Source organism: Pseudarthrobacter sp. PS3-L1 (assembly GCF_030063285.1).
GTDB lineage: Bacteria > Actinomycetota > Actinomycetes > Actinomycetales > Micrococcaceae > Arthrobacter.
On sequence record NZ_JASISU010000001.1, the window covers coordinates 635412 to 653934 of the forward strand.

The following is an 18523-nucleotide window of genomic DNA, read 5'->3' on the forward strand; positions in this document are numbered from 1 at the left end:
CTGGCAAGCTAGTTTTTCGCTTCTGCTTGCTCACGGGTGGTGTCGCTCCCGGCGGCTGCGGCACGGCGGTTGCGCATGATGGATCCGGTGAAGGCGGCGCCAATGAAGACCACGCCGATCAGGCCGGTGATGACCTCGTTGATGGGGGCCACAATGGTGATCAGCAGGATGACGGCAAGGGCGCCAATGGCCCAGTGTGCGCCGTGGTCCAGGTACTCAAACTCATCGAGTGTTCCCTCGCGGACCAGGAACACGGTGAGCGAACGGACAAACATGGCGCCAATGAAGCCAAGGCCCAGGGCAATGATGATGGGGTCGGAGGTGATGGCGAAGGCGCCAATAACGCCGTCGAAGGAGAAGGACGCGTCAATGACTTCGAGGTACAGGAAGAGCATGAAGGCGGCCTTGCCGGCCAGTTTCACTGCACCGGAGGGGCCTGAGTGGACCACCAGGTCTGCATCTGCTGCGTCGATATCGCCGTCGCTGTCCACGTCGAAGAGGTTCCCGAGGCTGTTCACCAGGAAGTAGGTGATCATGCCGAGCAGGCCGGACAGCAGGACGATTCCCTGTTTTTCGCCGGATGTGGCGCCTGCAATGGCCAGGACGATCATGCCGAGGATTACTGATGCGCCCTCGAGCTTGCCCAGCTTGGCCAGCGGTACTTCAAGGAACCTGATCCATTTGATGTCACGGTCCGTGAGGATGAAGTCCAGGAAGAGCATCAGCAAGAACATGCCGCCGAAGGCCGCGATCTGCGGGTGGGCCTCGTGGAGGAGGTAGCCGTAGCTGCCGGGTGTTTCCGGGTCACCCTTTTCCATGGCCAGGGTGACCGCTTCGACCGGGTTGAGGTTGGCTGTGACGCCCACAATCAGGAGCGGGAAGAGGATACGCATGCCGAACACGGCGATCAGGATGCCGACCGTGAGGAACATCTTCTGCCAGAACGGGTTCATCCGTTCCAGGATGCGTGCGTTCACCACGGCGTTGTCGAAGCTCAGGCTGATTTCGAGAATGCCGAGAATGAGGCAGAGAACCAGGGCCTGTGGCCCGCCGTAGACGAAGGCTATCGCCAGGGCGACGATGGTAATCGCGAACGACCACCCGAAAGTCTTGAAGATCAAGCTGGAACAACTCCTGGAACGACAGGCCCTGTCCCGTCGACGACGGCAGGACGGCAGTGTACGTCCCGGAAGCTAGTCCCCCGAGACTTCGTGGACCCATCCTATCGGCACACAGTGGCCCTGTGACCTGGGAGTGCAATTTTTGGCTGCAAGCGTTATTTCTGCACCCGTTCTCCGGAGTTCCACTGCCCAGATCAGCCGTCTTTCCCCGGCGGTATGGACGGCTACAACGGACGAGGGTGGCGGAACCCTCCCGCCGCCGTCGTCCGTCCCAGCGCTGGAGTAGGCCCAGGGATGAAGTGAGATGCGCACCACATTGACCGTTTGCTGCGTTATGGTCGGTGAATGCCGCATGCAATCCTGCCCAAGGGTGGAAATTCGACCCTGCCGATCCACCATGGTGAGACGCTGTCCGTCGACCTCACGTGGCAATCGTCAACAGCGAACGTTGATGTGGATCTGTTCCTCATTATGGTCGATGCCAGCGGGCAGGTTATCTCTAACGAGGCGGTGGTTTTCTACAATCAGCGTCGCTATCTTGACGGTGCTGTCGAGTACTTGGCCGACGCAACACGGCGTACAGGCGGGCGCGAGCATTCGGCGTCAGTTTCGCTCGCTCTCATGCCTGATGATGTGCACCGAATCGCTATAGCTGCCAGCCTGGATTCGTCTGAGGGCGTGCTTGGTCGCTTGGATGACCTCCGTCTTCTGGTCAAATCTCCCTCTGGTGTCTCTTTCGAGATTCCTGCCTCAGGTCTGTCCAACGAAAATGTGGCCGTGATGGGGGAGCTTTACCGCAGAAACGCCGATTGGAAGATCCGCAGTGTTTCGCAGGGATGGACGGGTGGGCTCGAATCCTTCCTCGGCGAACATGGTGTGACCATCGAGGAGGAAGCTCCCGTGGCCCTTTCTGCGTCACCTACTTCGGATGCCGTTCCTAGCTGGCCAGCATCGGCCCGACTTAGCGATCTCCATGACCTAGAACATCGGATTCGTGAGAAGGAAGCAGTGCTCCGCGAGCTCGAATCCATGATTGTTGAGACTCGGGAGCTGAAACTCCTGCAAGATCTGGGGATATACGAGTTTGCTCACCCATTGGACGACGCCGTTCAGTATAAGGACCGGTTGGATACCCTGCGGACAGATCTCAAGGCCGTTGCCAAGGAGCGTGGAGTTACGGGTGCGTCCAACTGGGCGGTAAATGGGAATGTGAAAGACGGCGCCAGAATGGTTCGCGAACAATGTCGATTGATGCTGCGGGCGTACAACGCAGAAGCTGATAACTGCATCCGGACGGTGCGCAGTCACAACCTTGAGTCGACTGTTTCGAGGTTGACGCGAGCAAAGGACTCCATTGAGAAGTTGGGGCGCAGCATGGCCATCCAGATCACTGGGGAATACCACGATCTTCGTCTCGCCGAGATTCACCTCACCGCTGATTACCATCTAAAAGTAGCCGAAGAGCGTGAGGCCCAGCGTGCCATTCGAGAGGAACTGCGAGAACAGGAAAAGGTGGAGCGGGAGCTTCAGAAGGCCAGGGAACAGTTTGAAAAGGAGCGAGATCAGTACGCGGCCGCTCTGCAAATTGCTGTTAGCAGCGGAGACGCTGACGCCATCGCCACCATGCAGGAACGGCTTGATAAAGCTGAATATAACCTTCGGGACATTGTGAACCGTGAGGCGAATGCCAAAACCGGTTACGTCTATGTCATTTCGAACCTGGGGGCTTTCGGAGATCAGATTGTGAAGATCGGCATGACTCGCCGGCTGGAACCAACAGAGCGCATCCGGGAACTCAGCGGCGCTGGAGTGCCGTTTCTCTACGACGTCCACGTCCTGTTTTTCAGCGACGATGCGGCTGGCCTTGAGGCACAGCTTCACCGGGAGTTTGAGGCCCGCCGGGTTAATCGCATTAATCTCCGTAGGGAATTCTTCTACGCTACTCCCTACGAGGTGAGGGAAGCGGTTCGACGCATTGTTGGGGCCACAACACTTGATTTCAGGGAAGAAGCCGAGGCGTCTGAGTTTCGCCGCAGCATGTCAATGTCCAAGGGGGACTAGTGGGTTTTAAGAAGAGCAAGTCATTTAAGGTAATGCCTGGGGTGCGCGTGCGGGTATCAACCAGCGGCGTGAGCACCCACGTGGGTGGCAGGAAGGTCACACGCACTCGCACAACTGCACCTGCCAGATCCGTCTCTACTAGGGCGCCAGCGACGAGGGCGCCATCGACCCCGGTGCAGGCTGCTGTCAGGCCTGGTTTGTTCGCTGCCAAAGAGGAGAAATTGCTCTTCGCCTTCGTGTCCGCGCCAGAGACTTTCAGTCTCGATGAGGCGGTTCTGGCAAATCAGCAGTACGCCAAGCTTTCGCACGCGCTCTTGGGACTGCGTCTTCTCACCAATGGACGGACACAGGAGGCAGTTGAACATCTGCGTACTGCCGTTTCCCTGAATGGGGCGTTGGAACTTCATGCTTTCACCGCCAAGTACCTCCCCAGTTATCGGCTGACTCTCGGCATCGCGGGCGGAGTCTCTGTGGACTTGCCCATTTCCGATGACGCCATTGTCCTGGCCCTCGCTGAAGGACTACAGAACTTGGATCAGGCCCAGGTGGCTATTTACTACGTCGAGGCCCTGGACCCTAGCTACCCTGCACTGCTGAGCCTGACCGATCTCTATATGGACATGGAGGACTGGCATGAAGTTGTTCGGCTGACTGACGGAATTGCCATTGATTCGGAACTGACGGCGACGCTGGCAATCTTTCGGTCAAAGTCACACCTGGCTCTCGGTGAACTTGTTGCAGCGGCGGAATGTATCAAGACTCTGGCTCCTAGCAAGAAGTACGGTACTGAAGTGCGGTTCCAGGCATTAGCCCTCCGGGCGGAAGTAAGCCTGAGGGAGGGTTCCCCCGCACGGGCCTTGGCAGACCTCGAGAGGATTCTGGCTGAGGACTCGACGGTCCCGGGGTTGCGGGATGCCATGGCACGGGTTAGGGACCGCCAAAAGGAACTGGATCACGAAAAAGAAGCTGCTGCCAGGCAGGCTGCTGGCGAAAAGGAACGCGCTGCGGAGATGAAACGTGAGCTGGCTGAGCGTGCCAAGGAGGAGAAACGGCAGGAGGTTGAGCGCGTTAGAGAAGAGAAGCGCCAACTGGCTGAGCGCGCCAAGGAAGAAAAACGCGCCGAAGTGGAACGGGTGAAGGCCGAGAAGGCTGCAGCAAAGGAGGTGCTGCAAGCTCAGCGGGCGGCACCAAAACCTGTGCTTCAGGCTGGAATCATTGACCTCTCGGTAGATGACGAGGATATCGCCGCAGACTCCGGTGAGCGGGAACAGGTTCAGGCGGATGCTGGCGCCATGGCTCCCGGCTTCTACCCGGATCCGCAGGAAGTTGCTCCCTACCGGTATTGGGATGGTTCGGACTGGACGTCGCGTATCAGAATGAAAGCGTAATCGGGGTCTAACTCGGGCGCGCGCCTTCTACAACGGCCGACGGCGGCGGAAGCCTCCCGCCGCCGTCGTCCGTCCCAGCGCTGGAGTAGGCCCAGCGCTGGGGTGGCCAGCGCGGCCCAGGGCCGGGTACCGCTAGAGCAACGCCAACTGGTCCGCGACAACTGTGCCGCGGTGGATGACTGTCCTGTCCGGCAGCCGGTCCATGACGGCGGCGGTGACGGTGTCGCCGGAGACCAGCACCAGTTCTGCGGGGTCCCCAACAGCCAGGCCGGGACGGTCCGCAATGGAGGTAAGACGCATGGCTGCCGGATCCAGGACGGACGCGCCGCCGATGGTTGCCACGGCCACGGCGTGCTCAACGAGCTCATCGGCCCGGAACCTGGACGTAAACGCCAGCTGCCAGGTGCGGTCCAGCATGTCCGCGTTGCCATAGGGGGACCAGAAGTCGCGCTGCCCGTCCTGGCCCAGGCCCACCCGCACGCCAGCTGCGGCGAGCTTCGCCAGCGGCAGCGGTTCCCCGGATGGGGCAACAGTTGCCATGGAAATATCCAGCGCCCCGAGGTCCTCCAGGAGTTCCTGCAGCTGGCCCGCGGGCAGCTCGGCCAGGCCGTAGCCGTGCGAAATGGTCACCAGGCCCTGCATGCCCAGGGCCCTGGTGCGCTCCACAATCAGCTGGGCACTGAACAAGCCCAGCTGTGCTGGTTCGTGCAGGTGGATATCCACAGGCAGACCGTACTTCTCCGCCAGTCCAAAGACAATGTCCAGGTGCCGCACAGGGTCACGGTCCAGGGCGCAGGGATCAATGCCACCCACCACGTCGACGCCGAGCTTCAGCGCCTCCTCAAGAACCTCCACACTGCCCGGTTCGCGCAGCAGGCCCGCCTGCGGGAAGGCAATCACCGCAACATCTGCCCGGTCTTGATGCTCCTGCCTGGCGGCCAGGACGCCTTCCAGGCGTTCCAGCCCGGTATCCACGTCCACCTGCGCGAAGCTGCGGACCCGGGTGGTGCCGTGCTCAATCATGGCGCCCAGGGTGTGGGTGGCCCGTTCGGCAACGCTGGCGTCATCCTCGCGCCAGTGCTGCCTGTCATTCAGCATCATGGCCCACACGCCCGGGCCGCCGGAGTGGGGCCGGAAGGGTTGGCCCAGCCGGGTGGAATCAAGGTGGACATGCACATCGGAGAAGGACGGCAACAGGATGCGCCCGCGGCCTTCCAGGACGGTGACGCCGGCGGACACCTCCGTAGGGGAGGTCCCCGCAGTGCTGGCGGGCCCGACGGCGGTGATCGCACCGCCGTCGAGCGTTACGTCTGTTGCCTCGGCGCCCCAGGGGCGGACGTTGCGGAGAATCAGGGTCATTTGTTCATTCCTGTTGCGGAGAAGTCGTACAGGCCATCGGCGCGCTGGGTCCAGTCGAGTGCCTTGTCCACGGCGAAGTTGTTGGCCGGGACGTAGAGCGGGATGAAGTAGGACTGCTCATTGCTGTAGCCGAGGAGTTCCCGGAAGACATCCAGGCGGGCATCCCCATCGACCCCACGCTGGGTGACGGCCAGTTCAGCGGTCTTGGGATCCTGCGCGTAGTTGTTGTTTCCGGCCTCTTCATAGAAGTCGGTCAGGGGAAGGTCCCCGTCGAGCGTGGATGGTGCCCAGGTGTTCAAGTAGATCCCCTTCAGCTGTCGGTTGCGGATCTTCAGAGTATGGCTTGCCTGGTCAGCGCCTACCAGGTTGACGTTGATCCCGGCCGAGGAAGTCCTCACGCAGATCACCGCCATCCCGAACGGTGTTGAAGGCCGTGACCGAACGATCCAGTGGCTCACTACGTCTCAGATCGTCGGTGCCGCACGTGACCACCTGGGGCACGTGGAGTTGTTCTTGACAGGCCCCGCGCTTCAACCCAGAACGAAAACGGTGCGCGACGCAGTGCACCACCACTCTTGGCATCGCGAGATCGGGGAACCTCTAGAAGCGAACCGTATCCTTTTTCCCGCTTTCGGTCACTTCGATCAAGTCGGTGCCCTCATTGGTACTGAGTTGCTACGCGAAGGAGCAGATAGCGACTTACCGCGGGCCTTCGCAATGACGGAACCGATTATTGAACTCACCATCAAGCGGCTCGAACTCTCCCAAAGCGCGCTGTTCGGTCTTGCCGGAGAACTCCTGATACTCGATGCCGTATTCCGCCAGGCCGACGAACAGTACGTCGGCCAACTCGTCCAGGCGTGGGACGGCTGGCGACGCTCCTCACGCGACTTCTCTTGGGACGGGACCGGTGTGGAGATCAAGACGACGACCGGGAGCACATCCAGGCACACCGTCGAAGGTGTTCACCAGATCGAGCCGCTCCAACCCTCCGACGACGTATCCGGCGAGGACAGGCTGTTGCTTGTTAGTGTCGGGCTCCAACTGTCCGCACCAAGTGCCAATTCCTTCACGGTGCCGCAACTTACCCAGCGGATCGTGGAGCGTATGGAGGCCACGGGAAACGGAGGCGCCGCGGCGGACTTTTTGGCTCACGTCTCCAGCTACGGGTCCGAATCAGGCTTCGGCTACCACCACACGACAATGTCTAATGACGCTCCCTTCACCACCTCGTTTACGCCGGCCTTCGTCCGGTGCTACGAGATGGGGGATCCTGCGGTGGAGGTGCTCAGACGAGACGACGTCGTCAGCCACCATCACGTGGATGCTCAGTCCGTGACCTTCACGATCAACCTGCCGGCGACTATCAGTGCCGACAACCCCGTGTCTGGAATCCACCGGGTGTCTTTGGCGATTCTTGGCGGTGAACCGCAAGTCCCGTGAGACAAAGCCGCGCCGGGGCGCGCTTCATCCAACAGACCTAGTTGGGGCAGCGGTGAAGGCCGGCCTGCTGCCTGTCTTGCTGGCGAATGGTTCGGTGCCTGACGAGCAATTGCCCGGACGCGTTTCGTTGGTAAAACGGTCAGCGCTGTGACTGTTTTCGACCGGAATGCACTATGTGGGAAGCCGCCGCCGGGCTTGGTTGAATCCAGCCACAAAATTGGCTCGCGTATTGCCGAGGGGAAACGCGATCGGACGGTCATGCAGGAGCGGAAGGCCTGCGGAGATGAGCGGCTGATTAAGTATCACGTAGAGATCCGTTTTCACCACCACGACGCCCACCGGTTCAAGAGCCGATGCGCGCGCCACACAGCTCGGAACGGCGTCGTGCAGGACTCGGCGACGCTTGGCAGCGCTGAGGGCATTGACTGGATATTGGGCGAGATCGATGAGGAAGAAGCCGTCATCGTAGAGTCGTTCCAACCAAGGACGCTTCCCGGTTCGTTGTAGGTCCGTCTTCGAGACTCCGTACATCGCTTCAACCACGCCACGGAAAAGGTTGTCGGGACCGAGCCGGTCTGCATAGAAGAACCTGCGGGCCGAGACATCCCCGCCGTCGGCCGGCGCACTCTCCGCGATCATCAGCAACTTCACGCGGCTGGGTTTCCACTGACTGCGCAAGCGCGCGTACCACGGGTCTTCGTCCGTCATGGGTTTAATGTATCGTCACGGGGGGGGGGAAGAATTGTGCCTCCTTGTCATCGAGGCGTGGCAATGTCGCGGGGAAAGTGATGGCAAGATAAGTCGTGCAATGCACATAGCAGATTGGGGTAAGGCCGTTGAGCGCCTTTGGATACCGGATTAGTCTCTTCCAGTTGGCGATCAAGGGGCGACCCAAAGATACCTACCCTTTCGACCATAAGTCCCTCGGAGGGTCTCTTCTCTCGCTTCTCGACGGCGAGATTAAGCAGATGGTCAACCAAGGCGAAGCAGACGACAGGAAATCAACGTTCTTCACCGTTGACTCGGAGCGTCGCGACAACTGGGGACTTGTCACCGAAGCTTCGGGAGGCGCCTACGGCTCGGAAGCCCGTGCGGTGAACGTAACGTCCGGTCAGAAGACGAAGGACATCTCATCCGACGAGGCTGTCCTTCGGGGTTCGAGGATCGTCTTCATAGTTCCACCGAGCGGTGAGTACGGCATCATCATCTCCGAAGTGCAAGGTAACGCGAGCCTTCTGTCTCCCTTCGTCAACCAGCTTAACTTCCGTCTGGGTCTAAAGAACCTCCGTATCCATCTGGAAAAGGATGTTGCCGACGGTGTGGCATGGATGCAGTACCTCAACAGTTCCGACGTAGGCATTACGGGCGTCGAACTTGTAACCAAGCAATCAGTCGACCAGACAAGCTTCGACTTCAGCGATTCCTCGGGCGTGTCCGGCGTCAGGATGTTCGTGGGAATCACGCCGGGCAGTGGACTCGCTAAGAAGTTCGCGGCCACGCTCAAGAGCATGGTTGGGAAGGGGAGGCAGCCATTCCAACTCGTGGGTTTGGTGGGCCTCAAGGACTATGCCGACTCCGACTTCGACGAAGAGAAGATCATCACCGTCCAGGACGGACAGAAGAGGATTCTCGAGGTTAGCCACGGGTGGCCTCGCTTCGTGTACCCCTTGGATACGAATGTCAGACCCTCGGAGCAAGATTTTCTTAAAGAGATTCAGTCCTCAGCGTTTTCCGTTTTGCACGAGGTGGGCATCACCCCGCCGCAGGGCTGGTTTCCTAAGTAAGGCGGAACTACAATCTTGCCAGGAGGCCCCGACATGCAAGACCTAAAAAGGTTCAGCATCAAGCCTATTATCGTTAACCACTTCAGGTCTCTCCGTGCAGATGGGCAGAAGAGAATCTCGGCGGGTACGCTGGCGACTCTCTTTGTACTTCCACTCGCGGTGGCCGGGCTGGGCCTATCTTTCCACTTCAAGCTTGACCGCGGTGGTGCCACAGCCCTTCTTACCGCAACCGGTCTCCTCGTAGGTGCCCTGGTCACTGCCTTCATTTTTTTGGCGAACCTCCGCATTAAGATCAGCGAATCAAATGAGTTCAGCATTCGCCGAAGGATGAGTGTCCTGACCAGCCAGACGGCCGTGGCTTGCTTGTACTGCGCCGGACTTGCGTTATCCATTGCGGTAAGCCTGGCAGTCGCCCTTGCGGTTCCCCGAGCCGCCAGGCCAGAGTGGGCTCACCTGGCTGCCACCTTCGTAATAGTCGCCGGACTAGTGCATTTGGCTGTGAATTTTCTGACGGTTCTAAGGCGTCTCTTCGGGGTGTATTACGACGTCTTCCGCGCTGACTTCGTGAGGTTGGCTCCGGCGGAGGATCCCGACGCTCCCAACCTCTCTTCGCATCCCGTCGCAACAGATCAGGCAGAGTCGCCTACGCGCCGCGTGCAGATGAAGTAGTAGGCGAAAAATGTCATTTCGCGAGGGTACTGGCGGGGTCAACATAGCGTAGTGCTTTGACATAGAGCGCCAGGTTATTCGTCCGCGTGTCGGTGGGCCCGGCCATAGTGACTGTGGGTCTTCCGGACGGGATATCCGTTGGACGAAGTCCTATTGACGGAACGCGGCTCTGCCGTTTGGCACCACTGGGGGATACAGTCTTGAAGGCATTGAAGGGCGTCGCTATTTTAGCCGGCGTGGTTCTGGAGTCGATCGGCAGGGCCAGCCTGCTTGGGTTCAATGAGTTTCCCTGGAGCGCGCAATCAACTGACCAAACAGTCATCCTGCAATCCACAAGGGATGCATCCAAGCTGCAGAGTGCTATCGGGTCCTTCGAGATGATCGTCGACACTGGCGACGGTAATGAAGACATGCCGGACCTCATTTCCGGACGGCGAACCCTTTTCGTAGCGGTGGGAACAGTGGACGCTCACGTTGATCTCTCGGGCATCAAAGAGGGCGACCGGACTCTGTCCTCCGACGGAAAGTCAGCCACGCTACGTCTGCCCGAGGCCCAGCTGGAAGAGCCCCGTCTGGACCATGAGGCGTCTCGGGTATATCGAAATGAACAGCCAGTTCCTCAACGGGCCGGCGCGGCAGGTCACCAACATCACCATCCAGGACAAGTGCCCGGCCGATGTCTTCGAACATGACCAGACGCTGAACGACCCCATGGTGCACCAGTTCGTGGCCCACGCCCTGAGCCGGGTGTCCGGGCCTGCAGATCCGGCCTACCAGCCCGATTGCTTCTAGCAACGCGTGGCGGCGGGCCGGGGCGGGCCGCCGTTACTGCAGCCCCGGCACCCCGTCCTGGATCGCGAAGGTGGCCTTCGTGCTGACCGGCGCCCCTGGCGTCGTGACGTAGTCCAGCGTCCGGAAGTCCGCGGTCATGGCGTCCTTGGTGATGCGGGTGTTCACGTAGCCACGGTTGTCCTTGTAGAACTTCAGATGAGGGTTCTAGGCCATAGTCGGGTCCATGGTCGATCCCGTACCGTTGCCGACGGACCAGATGGAGGTGCAGCCCAGCTCCGAGCCACCACCGGTGACGCTGGGTCCTTGTAATCCACCTTGACGGCGTTGGCCCAGCTCCGGTGCACGTCTCCGGTGAGGACCACGGCGTTGCGCACCTTGGCGTTCAACCTGCCCTGGGTGATCCGGCGGCGCGATGCGGCGTAGCCGTCCCACCCATCCATGGAGACATCGTCGATCTCCGGTGCCTTGTCCCGGTCCCGCTCGGCGAAGAACACCTGCTGGCTCAGGATGTCCCAGTGCTGCGCGGAGCTCCGGAAACCCTCCAGCAGCTACTTCTCCTGTTCCGCACCGGTGATCGCGGGATCCTCGGCTATATACGGACGGCCAGGTCCTTCTCCCAGTCGTCCCCGGCCAGCTGGTCGTCGCGTACTGCCGGGTGGATCTTCATGTCGGCACCCGCTACCCCGTCGCGAGTCCTCCATGGTTAGAAACAGCGTCACGCCCCCACGAGCCCCTCCACCTGCACCACCACGGCGCGGATGGCGAACTCCAGGCCGTCCTCCCGGCGTCGTCCGCTTGTTGGTTCCTGGGCGAGGGCGGCGAGCAGGGGGGTCTCCGGCGTCGTGATCCACAGCGCGTCAGGGGATGCGGCGTCAATGGCTGAGCCAATCACCATCGCGTCAACCATGGCCGAAACCGCCGGCTGCTGGCCCCCGGGCACCCCGGCATGGTCCAGGATCACCAGCAGCGTCTCGTAGACCTCCAGGGTTCGGGCATCATCCACCCGTGCCCCCACCAGCAGCGGCAGCACCGCAGGGACCTGGGCGGACGCGTCCCGGTAGGAGCGCATCCACCCGGCCAGCCGCTCCTGCCACGGGATTGTTGCATCGTGGAAGGCGGACAGCTCCAGCCCCGCATACAGCTCAGCGCGCATCAGCTTGATGATTTCCGCCTTGCCGCCCTTGACGTGGTGATACAGCGAGGACGCATTCACGCCCAGGTCCGCCGCAATCCCCGGGATGGTGAAATCACGGTGCAGCCGGACCAGTTTCAGGGCCGAGCCGGCAATGATGGCAGGGGAGAGGATGTTTCGGCTGGGTCGACCCATGCTCAGTACCTCATTCTGGGTGGCCGGCACGCGCCGGTGCGTGAATCTGCATCAGAACACAATAACGCTCCGGCCCCGGGCGCCCTCGCGCATCAGGGTAAAAGCCTCATTGACCCGGTCCAGGCCAAAGCGGTGCGTGATCAGCTCATCGAGCGGGAGCTTGCCGTTGAGGTACAGGCCCGCCAGGAGGGGAAAATCCCGCGCCGGAATGGTGGAGCCGTAATTGGAGCCCAGCAGTTTCTTGCCGCTCTCCGCGAAGGCCAGCGCATCGAGCTGGAACGGTGAATCCTCTGGGGGTAGTCCCACAATCACCGCCGTGCCGCCGCTGGTCAGGCACGCTGGCATCTGGGCAATGGACTGCGGCCGGCCAATGGCCTCAAACACATAGTCCGCCCCGGTCTCCGTGACCTCCCGGACCTGCGCGCCCAGATCCTCACCGGCAATGATGGTGTGCGTGGCGCCGAACTTCCGGGCCAGCTCCAGGGATTCCTGGTTGACGTCCACCGCAATGATCGGGTTTGCCCCGGCCAGCGCCAGGCCCATGATGATGCACAGGCCCACCCCGCCAGCGCCGATCACCACCGCCGAACGGCCCGGCTTTACTTCCGCGTCATTAATAACGACGCCGACGCCGGTGGCCACCGAACAGCCGATCAGCGCGGCCACGTCAAACGGTACGTCCGCCGGGATTTTGATGGCGGCCTGCTCGGGGACCACTGTGTATTCACTCATGGAACCCACCGCCAGGTACGGATACGCCGGGGCATCACCCAAAGTCATGGCGCTGGTGCCGTCCGGGAGCACGCATTCGTCCGCGCGGGAGCCAGTACAGACCCACGGCTTGCCCTGCTGGCAGTTGCTGCACTGCTGGCAGGGGTAGAACCAGGTCATGATCACGTGATCGCCCGGGCTCAGGGTGGTGACGCCCTCACCCACCGCCTCCACGGTTCCGGCACCCTCATGCCCCATGACAGTGGGGCTAGGCATGGACCAGTCGCCGTCGAGCACGTGGCGGTCCGATCCACACACCCCCGAGGCACCCATCCTGACCAGCACCTGGCCGGGTCCGGGATCCTTGACGGTGACCTTTGTCAGTTCCAGGCCGGATTCTCCGGCTCCGGTGTGGACGGCGGCATTGGCAATGGTGGGCATGTCTCAGGAGTCCTTCGCTGTTGCGGGGGTTACGTCCGCCGCCGCATGCGCGGCGGGCTTGTGGGTGGCAGGTGTCATGGGGCGCCGGCTGTAGAGCACCTTCATCAGCACCAGGTAGACAACGGCGGCCAGGATCGCTGCGGGCAGCGAGGCCGTGACCAGGTTGAACACTGGCTGGGTTTCCAGGGAAATGGGGTTGTAGAGCCACAGGTAGAACAGGGTTCCCACAACCACTGCTGCAAGCCCGGCCCAGTTCACGCCGCCGGCGTAGGAGTAGAGGGTGCCGCGCTGGCCCAGGTGCAGTTCGCGCAGGTCCATCCGTTGTTTGCGCAGGATGAAGTAGTCGGCCAGGGCGGTGCCGCAGATAGAGGTCAGGAACGCACCGGAGACGGAGACGAACACCATGAACTGTTCGTACATGAACTGTGGGAAGAACGTCATGATCGCCGGGACCACGAAGAACGCCGCGGTCAGTGCCTTCCAGGAGACCTTGGCCAGCAGCCTGCCCGAGGATTGCCTGATGGCCAGGATGGTGGAGTACACAATCGAGGACATGGAGGTGATGTTGGCGAAGGCAATAAACACCAGCACGGCGACGCCGATGATGGGACCGCCAAAGGGCACCATCCAGACTGTCGGGTCCGAGTCGCCAAGGGTCAGTGCGGAGGCGAGCCCCACGGCCTGGGCAATCAGCGTGGCCACGAAGAGCCCAACGTAGGCGGGCCACACGGCTGCCTTGCGGGTGGCTGTCATGCGGGAGAGCGAGCCCATCACCGGGTACCAGGAAACGCCCACGCCCACGTTGAATTCGACGGCGACCATGAAGTTCAGGGTGGAGTCATCAAAGGGAGCCAGCGGCGCTGCGGCGAAGAGCTCGCTCACAGAGGTGTTGCTGATCAGGAAGACCATCATGACCACTGTGACCACGGCCAGGCCCGGTGCAATGATCTTGTTGAACTTGCCGATGGTGACGGGTCCGCGGGAGAGGATGTACCAGGCCAGGGCAATGGCGGCCAGACCGCCCAGCGTCACAACAGGGCCGTACTGGCCCAGCTCAATGGACGCGGCCGTGCCAATCACCTGGCTGGTGGCCCTGCCTGCCATGACGGCCAGGAGCGAGGACCAGCCCATTTCCGTCAGCAGAATCACGGTGAAGACAATGATGCCCACACCCACCACGCCGAACGCGCCGCGCAGCATGGTGTATTGCTCGGAACCGTAGCGTTGCGAGGCGACGGTGGAGGCCAGGACCATGAAGCACAGGCCAATGGCGTTACCAATGATCATCGCGGCGATGCCGTCCTGGAAGCCCACCAGCAGGGCGGTGGAGCCCCCCACAATGAAGGCCCAGGTGGCGATGGCCAGGGCGGTGTTGACCCAGGTGAAGTCCCACCCTGACCAGACGCGCTCGGACTTCAGGAGCGGGAACGTGCCGAAGGTGTGTTCCTTGCTGAGCTCTGTTTTCTGGGCGGCGGACGCGGTGGTGTTCGCTGCTGCCCCTCCTGTTGTCTCGCCCGCGCTCACAGGATCACCAGCAGGATTCCCAGCAGGCACAGGCCCACTGTTACGCCGACGTACCCGGCAAGTTGCCGTCCGGACCAGGCGTGCGCGGTGGTGTCCTGGAGTTCGTCCTCTTCGATGATGCTCAGGCGCCTGTCCAGCTCCGTTGCGACCACCGGCGAGACCCCCTCTTCGACCAGTGCGGTTGTGAAGCCTGAGGAGCGTGGCGAGTCTGTGCTGTGCCGTGCCCGCTTGGAATCTGGTCCACTCATGGGGTGCCTCTCTCTGTCCTGGGGAACTCAAATCAGGGTTCGTCCTGGGCGATGCGATGCCGGACGATAAACCAAATGTGATTTGGTTTCATAGTATGGTGTAAATCACATTCTTAAGTCAACGAATTTCTGCGGCCCCCGTTTCTGGTGACGGCCGCGCGAGGAGGCACCATGGCTGCGGAAAAGGCATTTCGGGTGGGCATTGTGCAGGGTATTGCCATTCCGGGGGAGATCGAAGCCAACCTGGCGACCCTGCGGCGGCTTGTCATGCAGGCTGTGGAGCAGGGCGCCCAGGTGGTGGTCACTCCCGAGCTCTTCGCCACCGGGTACGACCCTGCGACAGCATGGCAGTGGGACGGCGCCAGCATCCGCCAGCAGCTGGCGGAGCTGGCCCGCGATCTTGGGGTTGCGCTGGTGGCGTCCACTGTTGACTCCACTGTTGACTGCGCTGCTGACTCAGGGGCGGGTGGTGGCTCCGGCGAGGGGGCCGCCGTCGTGCCCGTGACTGACCTGGCGTCCGACGACGGCGGCTCGTCGAAGGAAGCCTGCCACCGGATTGCCGCGTCCTTTTTTACGCCTGAGGGCCACGAGTTGGCCAGGGTTCACAAGCGCCATCTCTTTGGCCCGGTGGAGCAGGAATTCATGACACCGGGCGCTGGCTATGCCGAACCTTTCGACTGGGGCGGATGGCGGTGGGGCATGGGCATCTGCTACGACGTGGAATTTCCGGAATTCTCCCGCTTCCAGGCGGTGCGTGGAGCCCAGGCACTGCTGGTTCCCACCGCCGTGCCGGAGCTCGAATCGGGGATGCCGGGAAGGGCAGCCGCATGGAGCTACTCGGCCACCCTGACCTCGACGCTGCAGGTGCCGGCCAGGGCACTGGAAAACGGTGTGTACGTGGCCTACGCAAACCACTGCGCCGAGGGATTTACCGGGCACAGCTGCATTGCGACGCCCTTTGGCAAGAACGCGGTGCTGCTGGACCGGGCCGAAGATGTTGCGGTCATTGAGCTCGATGCGGAGGCCCTGGGCGTGGCGCGAACCCTGAACACCTATGTGGGGGACCTGGGACGCGGATAGCAGGACCCCTGATTTGGGACCGGCCGAAAGCCTCTAGTGGGCGCGGCCGTCGCGTGGGCACCATGGAAGCTGACCATCGCACGGCTCAGCAAGGAGACCCATCATGAAGGCAGCACGCTTCCACGGCAGGAAAGACATCCGCATCGAGGACATTCCGGAGCCGGAACTGCGGGCCGGGGCCGTGACCATCGACGTTGCCTGGTGCGGTATCTGCGGCACTGACCTCCACGAATACCTGGAGGGCCCCATTTTTGTCCCGGCGCCGGGCCACCCGCACCCGCTCTCGCTTGAGGAAGCTCCGGTGACCCTGGGGCACGAGTTCTCCGGGACTGTCTCAGCCGTTGGCGACGGGGTGACAGGCCTCGCGGTGGGGGAGAACGTCGTCGTCGAACCCTATTTTGTCTGTGGTGAATGTGATTCCTGCACGGCCGGCAATTACCATCTGTGCCGGAAAATGGGCTTTATTGGCCTTGCTGGCGGCGGTGGCGGGCTGAGCGAGAAAATTGTGGTTGATGCCCGCTGGGTGCATCCCATTGGGGACATTCCACTGGATGAAGCGGCGCTGATCGAACCCCTGTCTGTGGCGCACCATGCTGTTGCACGTAGCGGTGCCAAATCAGGCGATGTCGCTGTGGTGGGCGGCGCGGGGCCCATTGGATTGCTGACCGCGGCTGTCCTCAAGGGGATGGGCGTGACCACCATCATCAGCGAACTCACGCAGGCCCGCAAGGACAAGGCCGTGTCCAGCGGGGTAGCGGATCATGTTCTGGACCCCAGCCAGGAAGACGTCCCGGCGCGCGTTTTGGAACTCACCGGTGGGACCGGTGCGGATGTGGCCTTCGAATGTGCTGGCGTGAACGCGGTGCTGGACACCATGCTTGACGTCGTCCGGCCCGCCGGCGTGGTGGTCAACGTCTCCATCTGGGGCGCCCTGGCCACCGTGGACATGCAGAAACTGGTCCTGAAGGAAATCGATTTGCGCGGCACCATCGCCTACGTCCGCGACCACCCCGCCGTCATCAAGATGGTCCAGGACGGCAAGGTGGACCTCAAGCCGTTTATCACCAGCAAGATCGCCCTCGATGACCTGGTGAATGAAGGCTTCGACATCCTGATCAACCACAAGGACACGGCGGTGAAGGTGCTGGTGCACCCGTAGGGCCAGGCGGCTTTCCCTGCAACATAGGCGTGAAACCGGCGGCTGATGCCACGTACGTCTGGTGCCGCGTCCGGCACGAGACCTACGTGGCTCAGTGAGGATCTAGCCTTCCGAAGCGGCTAACGGCTGCTCATCTAAGCCACACCAGTCGGCGATGAACAGGGCGATGCTTTTGGTGATCCGGCGGACGGACTCGACAGAGACCCGCTCGTCGAAGCCGTGAATCGACTCCGAGACGGGGCCGTACACCAGCGCTGGCGTGTCGGCGTAGAGGGCGAAGACCCGGCCATCGAGGTAGCCGGGGGTGGTGAAGCTCTTCAACTCGACGCCGAAGACCTTTTCGTGGGTGCGGCTCAGCAGGTTTTCCGCGTCGCTGCCCGGTTCCAGCACATAGCCTTCGGCGAAGAACCCGGTCTTGATGCCGACCGCCTTGATGGGGCTCGGGCCGGTCCCCAGTTGGGCCAGGCAGGCCTGAAGCTCAGCCCAGGCGTCCTTCGCCGCGATACCCGGGTAGATTGCCGCCCGCACATCGAACTCACACCAGGCCGGCACGCTGGAGGGCCAGTCCCCACCGGCGATCCCACCGAAATTGAAGTTGATCGGATGCTCTACGTCTTCGAAGTGCCGGTGCGCCTCCCGCTCTGCGTTCCACTTCTTCTCCACCCCGCGCAGCGCGGTCATTGCCGTGTACGCGGCATCGATTGCGTTGAAGCCGGTGCCCATCTCGCGCGGGTGGGTGGGGTTGCCAGTGACCCTGACCTTGAACCAGACCACACCCACGTTGGCGCGTACCAGCATGTCCTCTTCCGGTTCGGGAATGATTACCGCGTCGGCTTGGTAACCACGCATCAGGGCGGACAGGGAACCATTGCCCGTGCATTCCTCCTCGACGACCGACTGGAAGTGGATACGTCCGGCCGGCTCGAATCCGGCGGCACGCACGGCGTCGAACGCAAAGAGGTTGGCCGCGAGCCCCGCTTTCATGTCGCCAGCGCCGCGGCCGTACATCCAGCCGTCTATGACAGGGGCGTCCCAGGGAAAACGGGTCCAGTCCTCGGCAGGGCCCTCGGGGACGACGTCGATGTGACCGTTCAGGATCAAGGACCGGCCCCGCTCGATGCCAGGACGGTACGTGCCCACCACATTGGTCATCCCGGCATAGGAGACTGTCACCGGGCCGAAGCCCTCATGGACGGACAGCTCCGTCTGGTCCAGCTCCCAGCGGTCCATATCCAGGCCGCGGCCGGACATGGCGCCGAACATTAGGTCTTGGGCACTGCCCTCCCGGGTCCGCAGCGACGGGTGCTTAACAAGGTCCTGGGTGAAGGAGAGCTGCGCGTCAAAACCGGCGTCGACAGCGTCCAGGATGCGACGGGTTTGGTCGTCACTGAGCATGTTCGTCTCCTAATAAATAGG

Annotated in this window: 18 protein-coding genes and 1 pseudogene; 9 read left to right on the forward strand and 10 right to left on the reverse strand. The window is 61.9% G+C overall.

Annotation, left to right across the window (positions count from 1 at the left end):
- Positions 1-8: 8 nt before the first annotated feature.
- Positions 9-1121, reverse strand: coding sequence for a DUF475 domain-containing protein (locus tag QMG79_RS02985; RefSeq protein WP_283537072.1), 1113 nt, complete (start codon positions 1119-1121; stop codon positions 9-11).
- Positions 1122-1466: 345 nt separating this feature from the next.
- On the opposite strand from QMG79_RS02985, the gene QMG79_RS02990 reads away from it, so the two are divergent.
- Together QMG79_RS02990 and QMG79_RS02995 are read left to right on the forward strand one after the other, a co-directional pair.
- The gene (locus tag QMG79_RS02990) at positions 1467-3182 is read left to right on the forward strand and encodes an SNIPE associated domain-containing protein (RefSeq protein ID WP_283537073.1); all 1716 of its coding nucleotides are present in this window, start codon (positions 1467-1469) and stop codon (positions 3180-3182) included.
- Between the two features lie 221 nt (positions 3183-3403).
- Entirely contained in the window at positions 3404-4570 is a 1167-nt protein-coding gene (locus QMG79_RS02995) for a DUF2510 domain-containing protein (RefSeq protein WP_283537074.1), read from the forward strand.
- Between the two features lie 132 nt (positions 4571-4702).
- On the opposite strand, the gene QMG79_RS03000 is transcribed toward QMG79_RS02995, so the two are convergent.
- Together QMG79_RS03000 and QMG79_RS03005 are read right to left on the reverse strand one after the other, a co-directional pair.
- On the reverse strand, positions 4703-5929 hold the full coding sequence (locus tag QMG79_RS03000) for an amidohydrolase family protein (protein ID WP_283537075.1): 1227 nt from the start codon (positions 5927-5929) through the stop codon (positions 4703-4705).
- On the reverse strand, positions 5926-6327 hold the full coding sequence (locus QMG79_RS03005; RefSeq protein WP_283537076.1) for a periplasmic substrate-binding domain-containing protein: 402 nt from the start codon (positions 6325-6327) through the stop codon (positions 5926-5928). The genes QMG79_RS03000 and QMG79_RS03005 overlap by 4 nt, the downstream gene beginning before the upstream one ends.
- 319 nt (positions 6328-6646) lie before the next feature.
- Here QMG79_RS03005 and QMG79_RS03010 point away from each other — a divergent pair, with 319 nt between their 5' ends.
- Positions 6647-7372 (forward strand): PD-(D/E)XK motif protein, encoded by a 726-nt coding sequence (locus tag QMG79_RS03010; RefSeq protein WP_283537077.1) that lies wholly within the window; start codon positions 6647-6649, stop codon positions 7370-7372.
- A 171-nt stretch (positions 7373-7543) separates the two neighbouring features.
- Here the strand turns inward: QMG79_RS03010 and QMG79_RS03015 are convergent, their stop codons facing one another.
- Positions 7544-8080 (reverse strand): hypothetical protein, encoded by a 537-nt coding sequence (locus QMG79_RS03015; RefSeq protein ID WP_283537078.1) that lies wholly within the window; start codon positions 8078-8080, stop codon positions 7544-7546.
- 128 nt (positions 8081-8208) lie between these two features.
- Here QMG79_RS03015 and QMG79_RS03020 point away from each other — a divergent pair, with 128 nt between their 5' ends.
- The 4 genes from QMG79_RS03020 to QMG79_RS03030 all read left to right on the forward strand — a co-directional run bounded on the left by QMG79_RS03020 (position 8209) and on the right by QMG79_RS03030 (position 10617).
- On the forward strand, positions 8209-9156 hold the full coding sequence (locus tag QMG79_RS03020; RefSeq protein ID WP_283537079.1) for a hypothetical protein: 948 nt from the start codon (positions 8209-8211) through the stop codon (positions 9154-9156).
- A 33-nt stretch (positions 9157-9189) separates the two neighbouring features.
- Positions 9190-9825 (forward strand): hypothetical protein, encoded by a 636-nt coding sequence (locus QMG79_RS03025; protein WP_283537080.1) that lies wholly within the window; start codon positions 9190-9192, stop codon positions 9823-9825.
- Positions 9826-10202: 377 nt separating this feature from the next.
- Positions 10203-10517, forward strand: coding sequence for a DUF4230 domain-containing protein (locus tag QMG79_RS16600; protein WP_502934694.1), 315 nt, complete (start codon positions 10203-10205; stop codon positions 10515-10517).
- Positions 10429-10617 (forward strand): hypothetical protein, encoded by a 189-nt coding sequence (locus QMG79_RS03030; RefSeq protein ID WP_283537081.1) that lies wholly within the window; start codon positions 10429-10431, stop codon positions 10615-10617. The genes QMG79_RS16600 and QMG79_RS03030 overlap by 89 nt, the downstream gene beginning before the upstream one ends.
- Before the next feature lie 33 nt (positions 10618-10650).
- Here QMG79_RS03030 and QMG79_RS03035 read toward each other — a convergent pair.
- From QMG79_RS03035 to QMG79_RS03055, 5 genes and pseudogenes are all read right to left on the reverse strand, one after another.
- Positions 10651-11296 (reverse strand): annotated as a pseudogene (locus tag QMG79_RS03035) (alkaline phosphatase D family protein); the annotation flags it as partial.
- Between the two features lie 36 nt (positions 11297-11332).
- On the reverse strand, positions 11333-11944 hold the full coding sequence (locus QMG79_RS03040) for a TetR/AcrR family transcriptional regulator (protein ID WP_283537082.1): 612 nt from the start codon (positions 11942-11944) through the stop codon (positions 11333-11335).
- A gap of 51 nt (positions 11945-11995) precedes the next feature.
- Positions 11996-13096, reverse strand: a complete 1101-nt coding sequence (locus QMG79_RS03045; protein WP_283537083.1) for an alcohol dehydrogenase catalytic domain-containing protein — start codon at positions 13094-13096, stop codon at positions 11996-11998.
- Positions 13097-13099: 3 nt separating this feature from the next.
- Entirely contained in the window at positions 13100-14650 is a 1551-nt protein-coding gene (locus QMG79_RS03050; RefSeq protein ID WP_283537084.1) for a purine-cytosine permease family protein, read from the reverse strand.
- Positions 14617-14868, reverse strand: a complete 252-nt coding sequence (locus tag QMG79_RS03055) for a hypothetical protein (RefSeq protein ID WP_283537085.1) — start codon at positions 14866-14868, stop codon at positions 14617-14619. The genes QMG79_RS03050 and QMG79_RS03055 overlap by 34 nt, the downstream gene beginning before the upstream one ends.
- A gap of 171 nt (positions 14869-15039) precedes the next feature.
- Here QMG79_RS03055 and QMG79_RS03060 point away from each other — a divergent pair, with 171 nt between their 5' ends.
- Together QMG79_RS03060 and QMG79_RS03065 are read left to right on the forward strand one after the other, a co-directional pair.
- Entirely contained in the window at positions 15040-15948 is a 909-nt protein-coding gene (locus tag QMG79_RS03060) for a nitrilase-related carbon-nitrogen hydrolase (RefSeq protein WP_283537086.1), read from the forward strand.
- 103 nt (positions 15949-16051) lie between these two features.
- Positions 16052-17107 (forward strand): 2,3-butanediol dehydrogenase, encoded by a 1056-nt coding sequence (locus QMG79_RS03065; RefSeq protein ID WP_283537087.1) that lies wholly within the window; start codon positions 16052-16054, stop codon positions 17105-17107.
- Positions 17108-17209: 102 nt separating this feature from the next.
- Here QMG79_RS03065 and QMG79_RS03070 read toward each other — a convergent pair whose 3' ends face one another.
- On the reverse strand, positions 17210-18502 hold the full coding sequence (locus tag QMG79_RS03070; protein WP_283537088.1) for an ArgE/DapE family deacylase: 1293 nt from the start codon (positions 18500-18502) through the stop codon (positions 17210-17212).
- Between the last annotated feature and the right edge of the window lie 21 nt (positions 18503-18523).

What these genes read in the sequence shown, in the direction of transcription:
- QMG79_RS03000 (WP_283537075.1), bottom strand. Translation starts at nt 5,929, where the DNA reads ATGACCCTGATTCTCCGCAACGTCCGCCCCTGGGGCGCCGAGGCAACA.
- QMG79_RS03060 (WP_283537086.1), top strand. Translation starts at nt 15,040, where the DNA reads ATGGCTGCGGAAAAGGCATTTCGGGTGGGCATTGTGCAGGGTATTGCC.
- QMG79_RS03030 (WP_283537081.1), top strand. Translation starts at nt 10,429, where the DNA reads ATGAACAGCCAGTTCCTCAACGGGCCGGCGCGGCAGGTCACCAACATC.
- QMG79_RS03065 (WP_283537087.1), top strand. Translation starts at nt 16,052, where the DNA reads ATGAAGGCAGCACGCTTCCACGGCAGGAAAGACATCCGCATCGAGGAC.
- QMG79_RS03025 (WP_283537080.1), top strand. Translation starts at nt 9,190, where the DNA reads ATGCAAGACCTAAAAAGGTTCAGCATCAAGCCTATTATCGTTAACCAC.
- QMG79_RS03015 (WP_283537078.1), bottom strand. Translation starts at nt 8,080, where the DNA reads ATGACGGACGAAGACCCGTGGTACGCGCGCTTGCGCAGTCAGTGGAAA.
- QMG79_RS03055 (WP_283537085.1), bottom strand. Translation starts at nt 14,868, where the DNA reads ATGAGTGGACCAGATTCCAAGCGGGCACGGCACAGCACAGACTCGCCA.
- QMG79_RS03010 (WP_283537077.1), top strand. Translation starts at nt 6,647, where the DNA reads ATGACGGAACCGATTATTGAACTCACCATCAAGCGGCTCGAACTCTCC.
- QMG79_RS03045 (WP_283537083.1), bottom strand. Translation starts at nt 13,096, where the DNA reads ATGCCCACCATTGCCAATGCCGCCGTCCACACCGGAGCCGGAGAATCC.
- QMG79_RS03070 (WP_283537088.1), bottom strand. Translation starts at nt 18,502, where the DNA reads ATGCTCAGTGACGACCAAACCCGTCGCATCCTGGACGCTGTCGACGCC.
- QMG79_RS02990 (WP_283537073.1), top strand. Translation starts at nt 1,467, where the DNA reads ATGCCGCATGCAATCCTGCCCAAGGGTGGAAATTCGACCCTGCCGATC.
- QMG79_RS16600 (WP_502934694.1), top strand. Translation starts at nt 10,203, where the DNA reads ATGATCGTCGACACTGGCGACGGTAATGAAGACATGCCGGACCTCATT.
- QMG79_RS03040 (WP_283537082.1), bottom strand. Translation starts at nt 11,944, where the DNA reads ATGGGTCGACCCAGCCGAAACATCCTCTCCCCTGCCATCATTGCCGGC.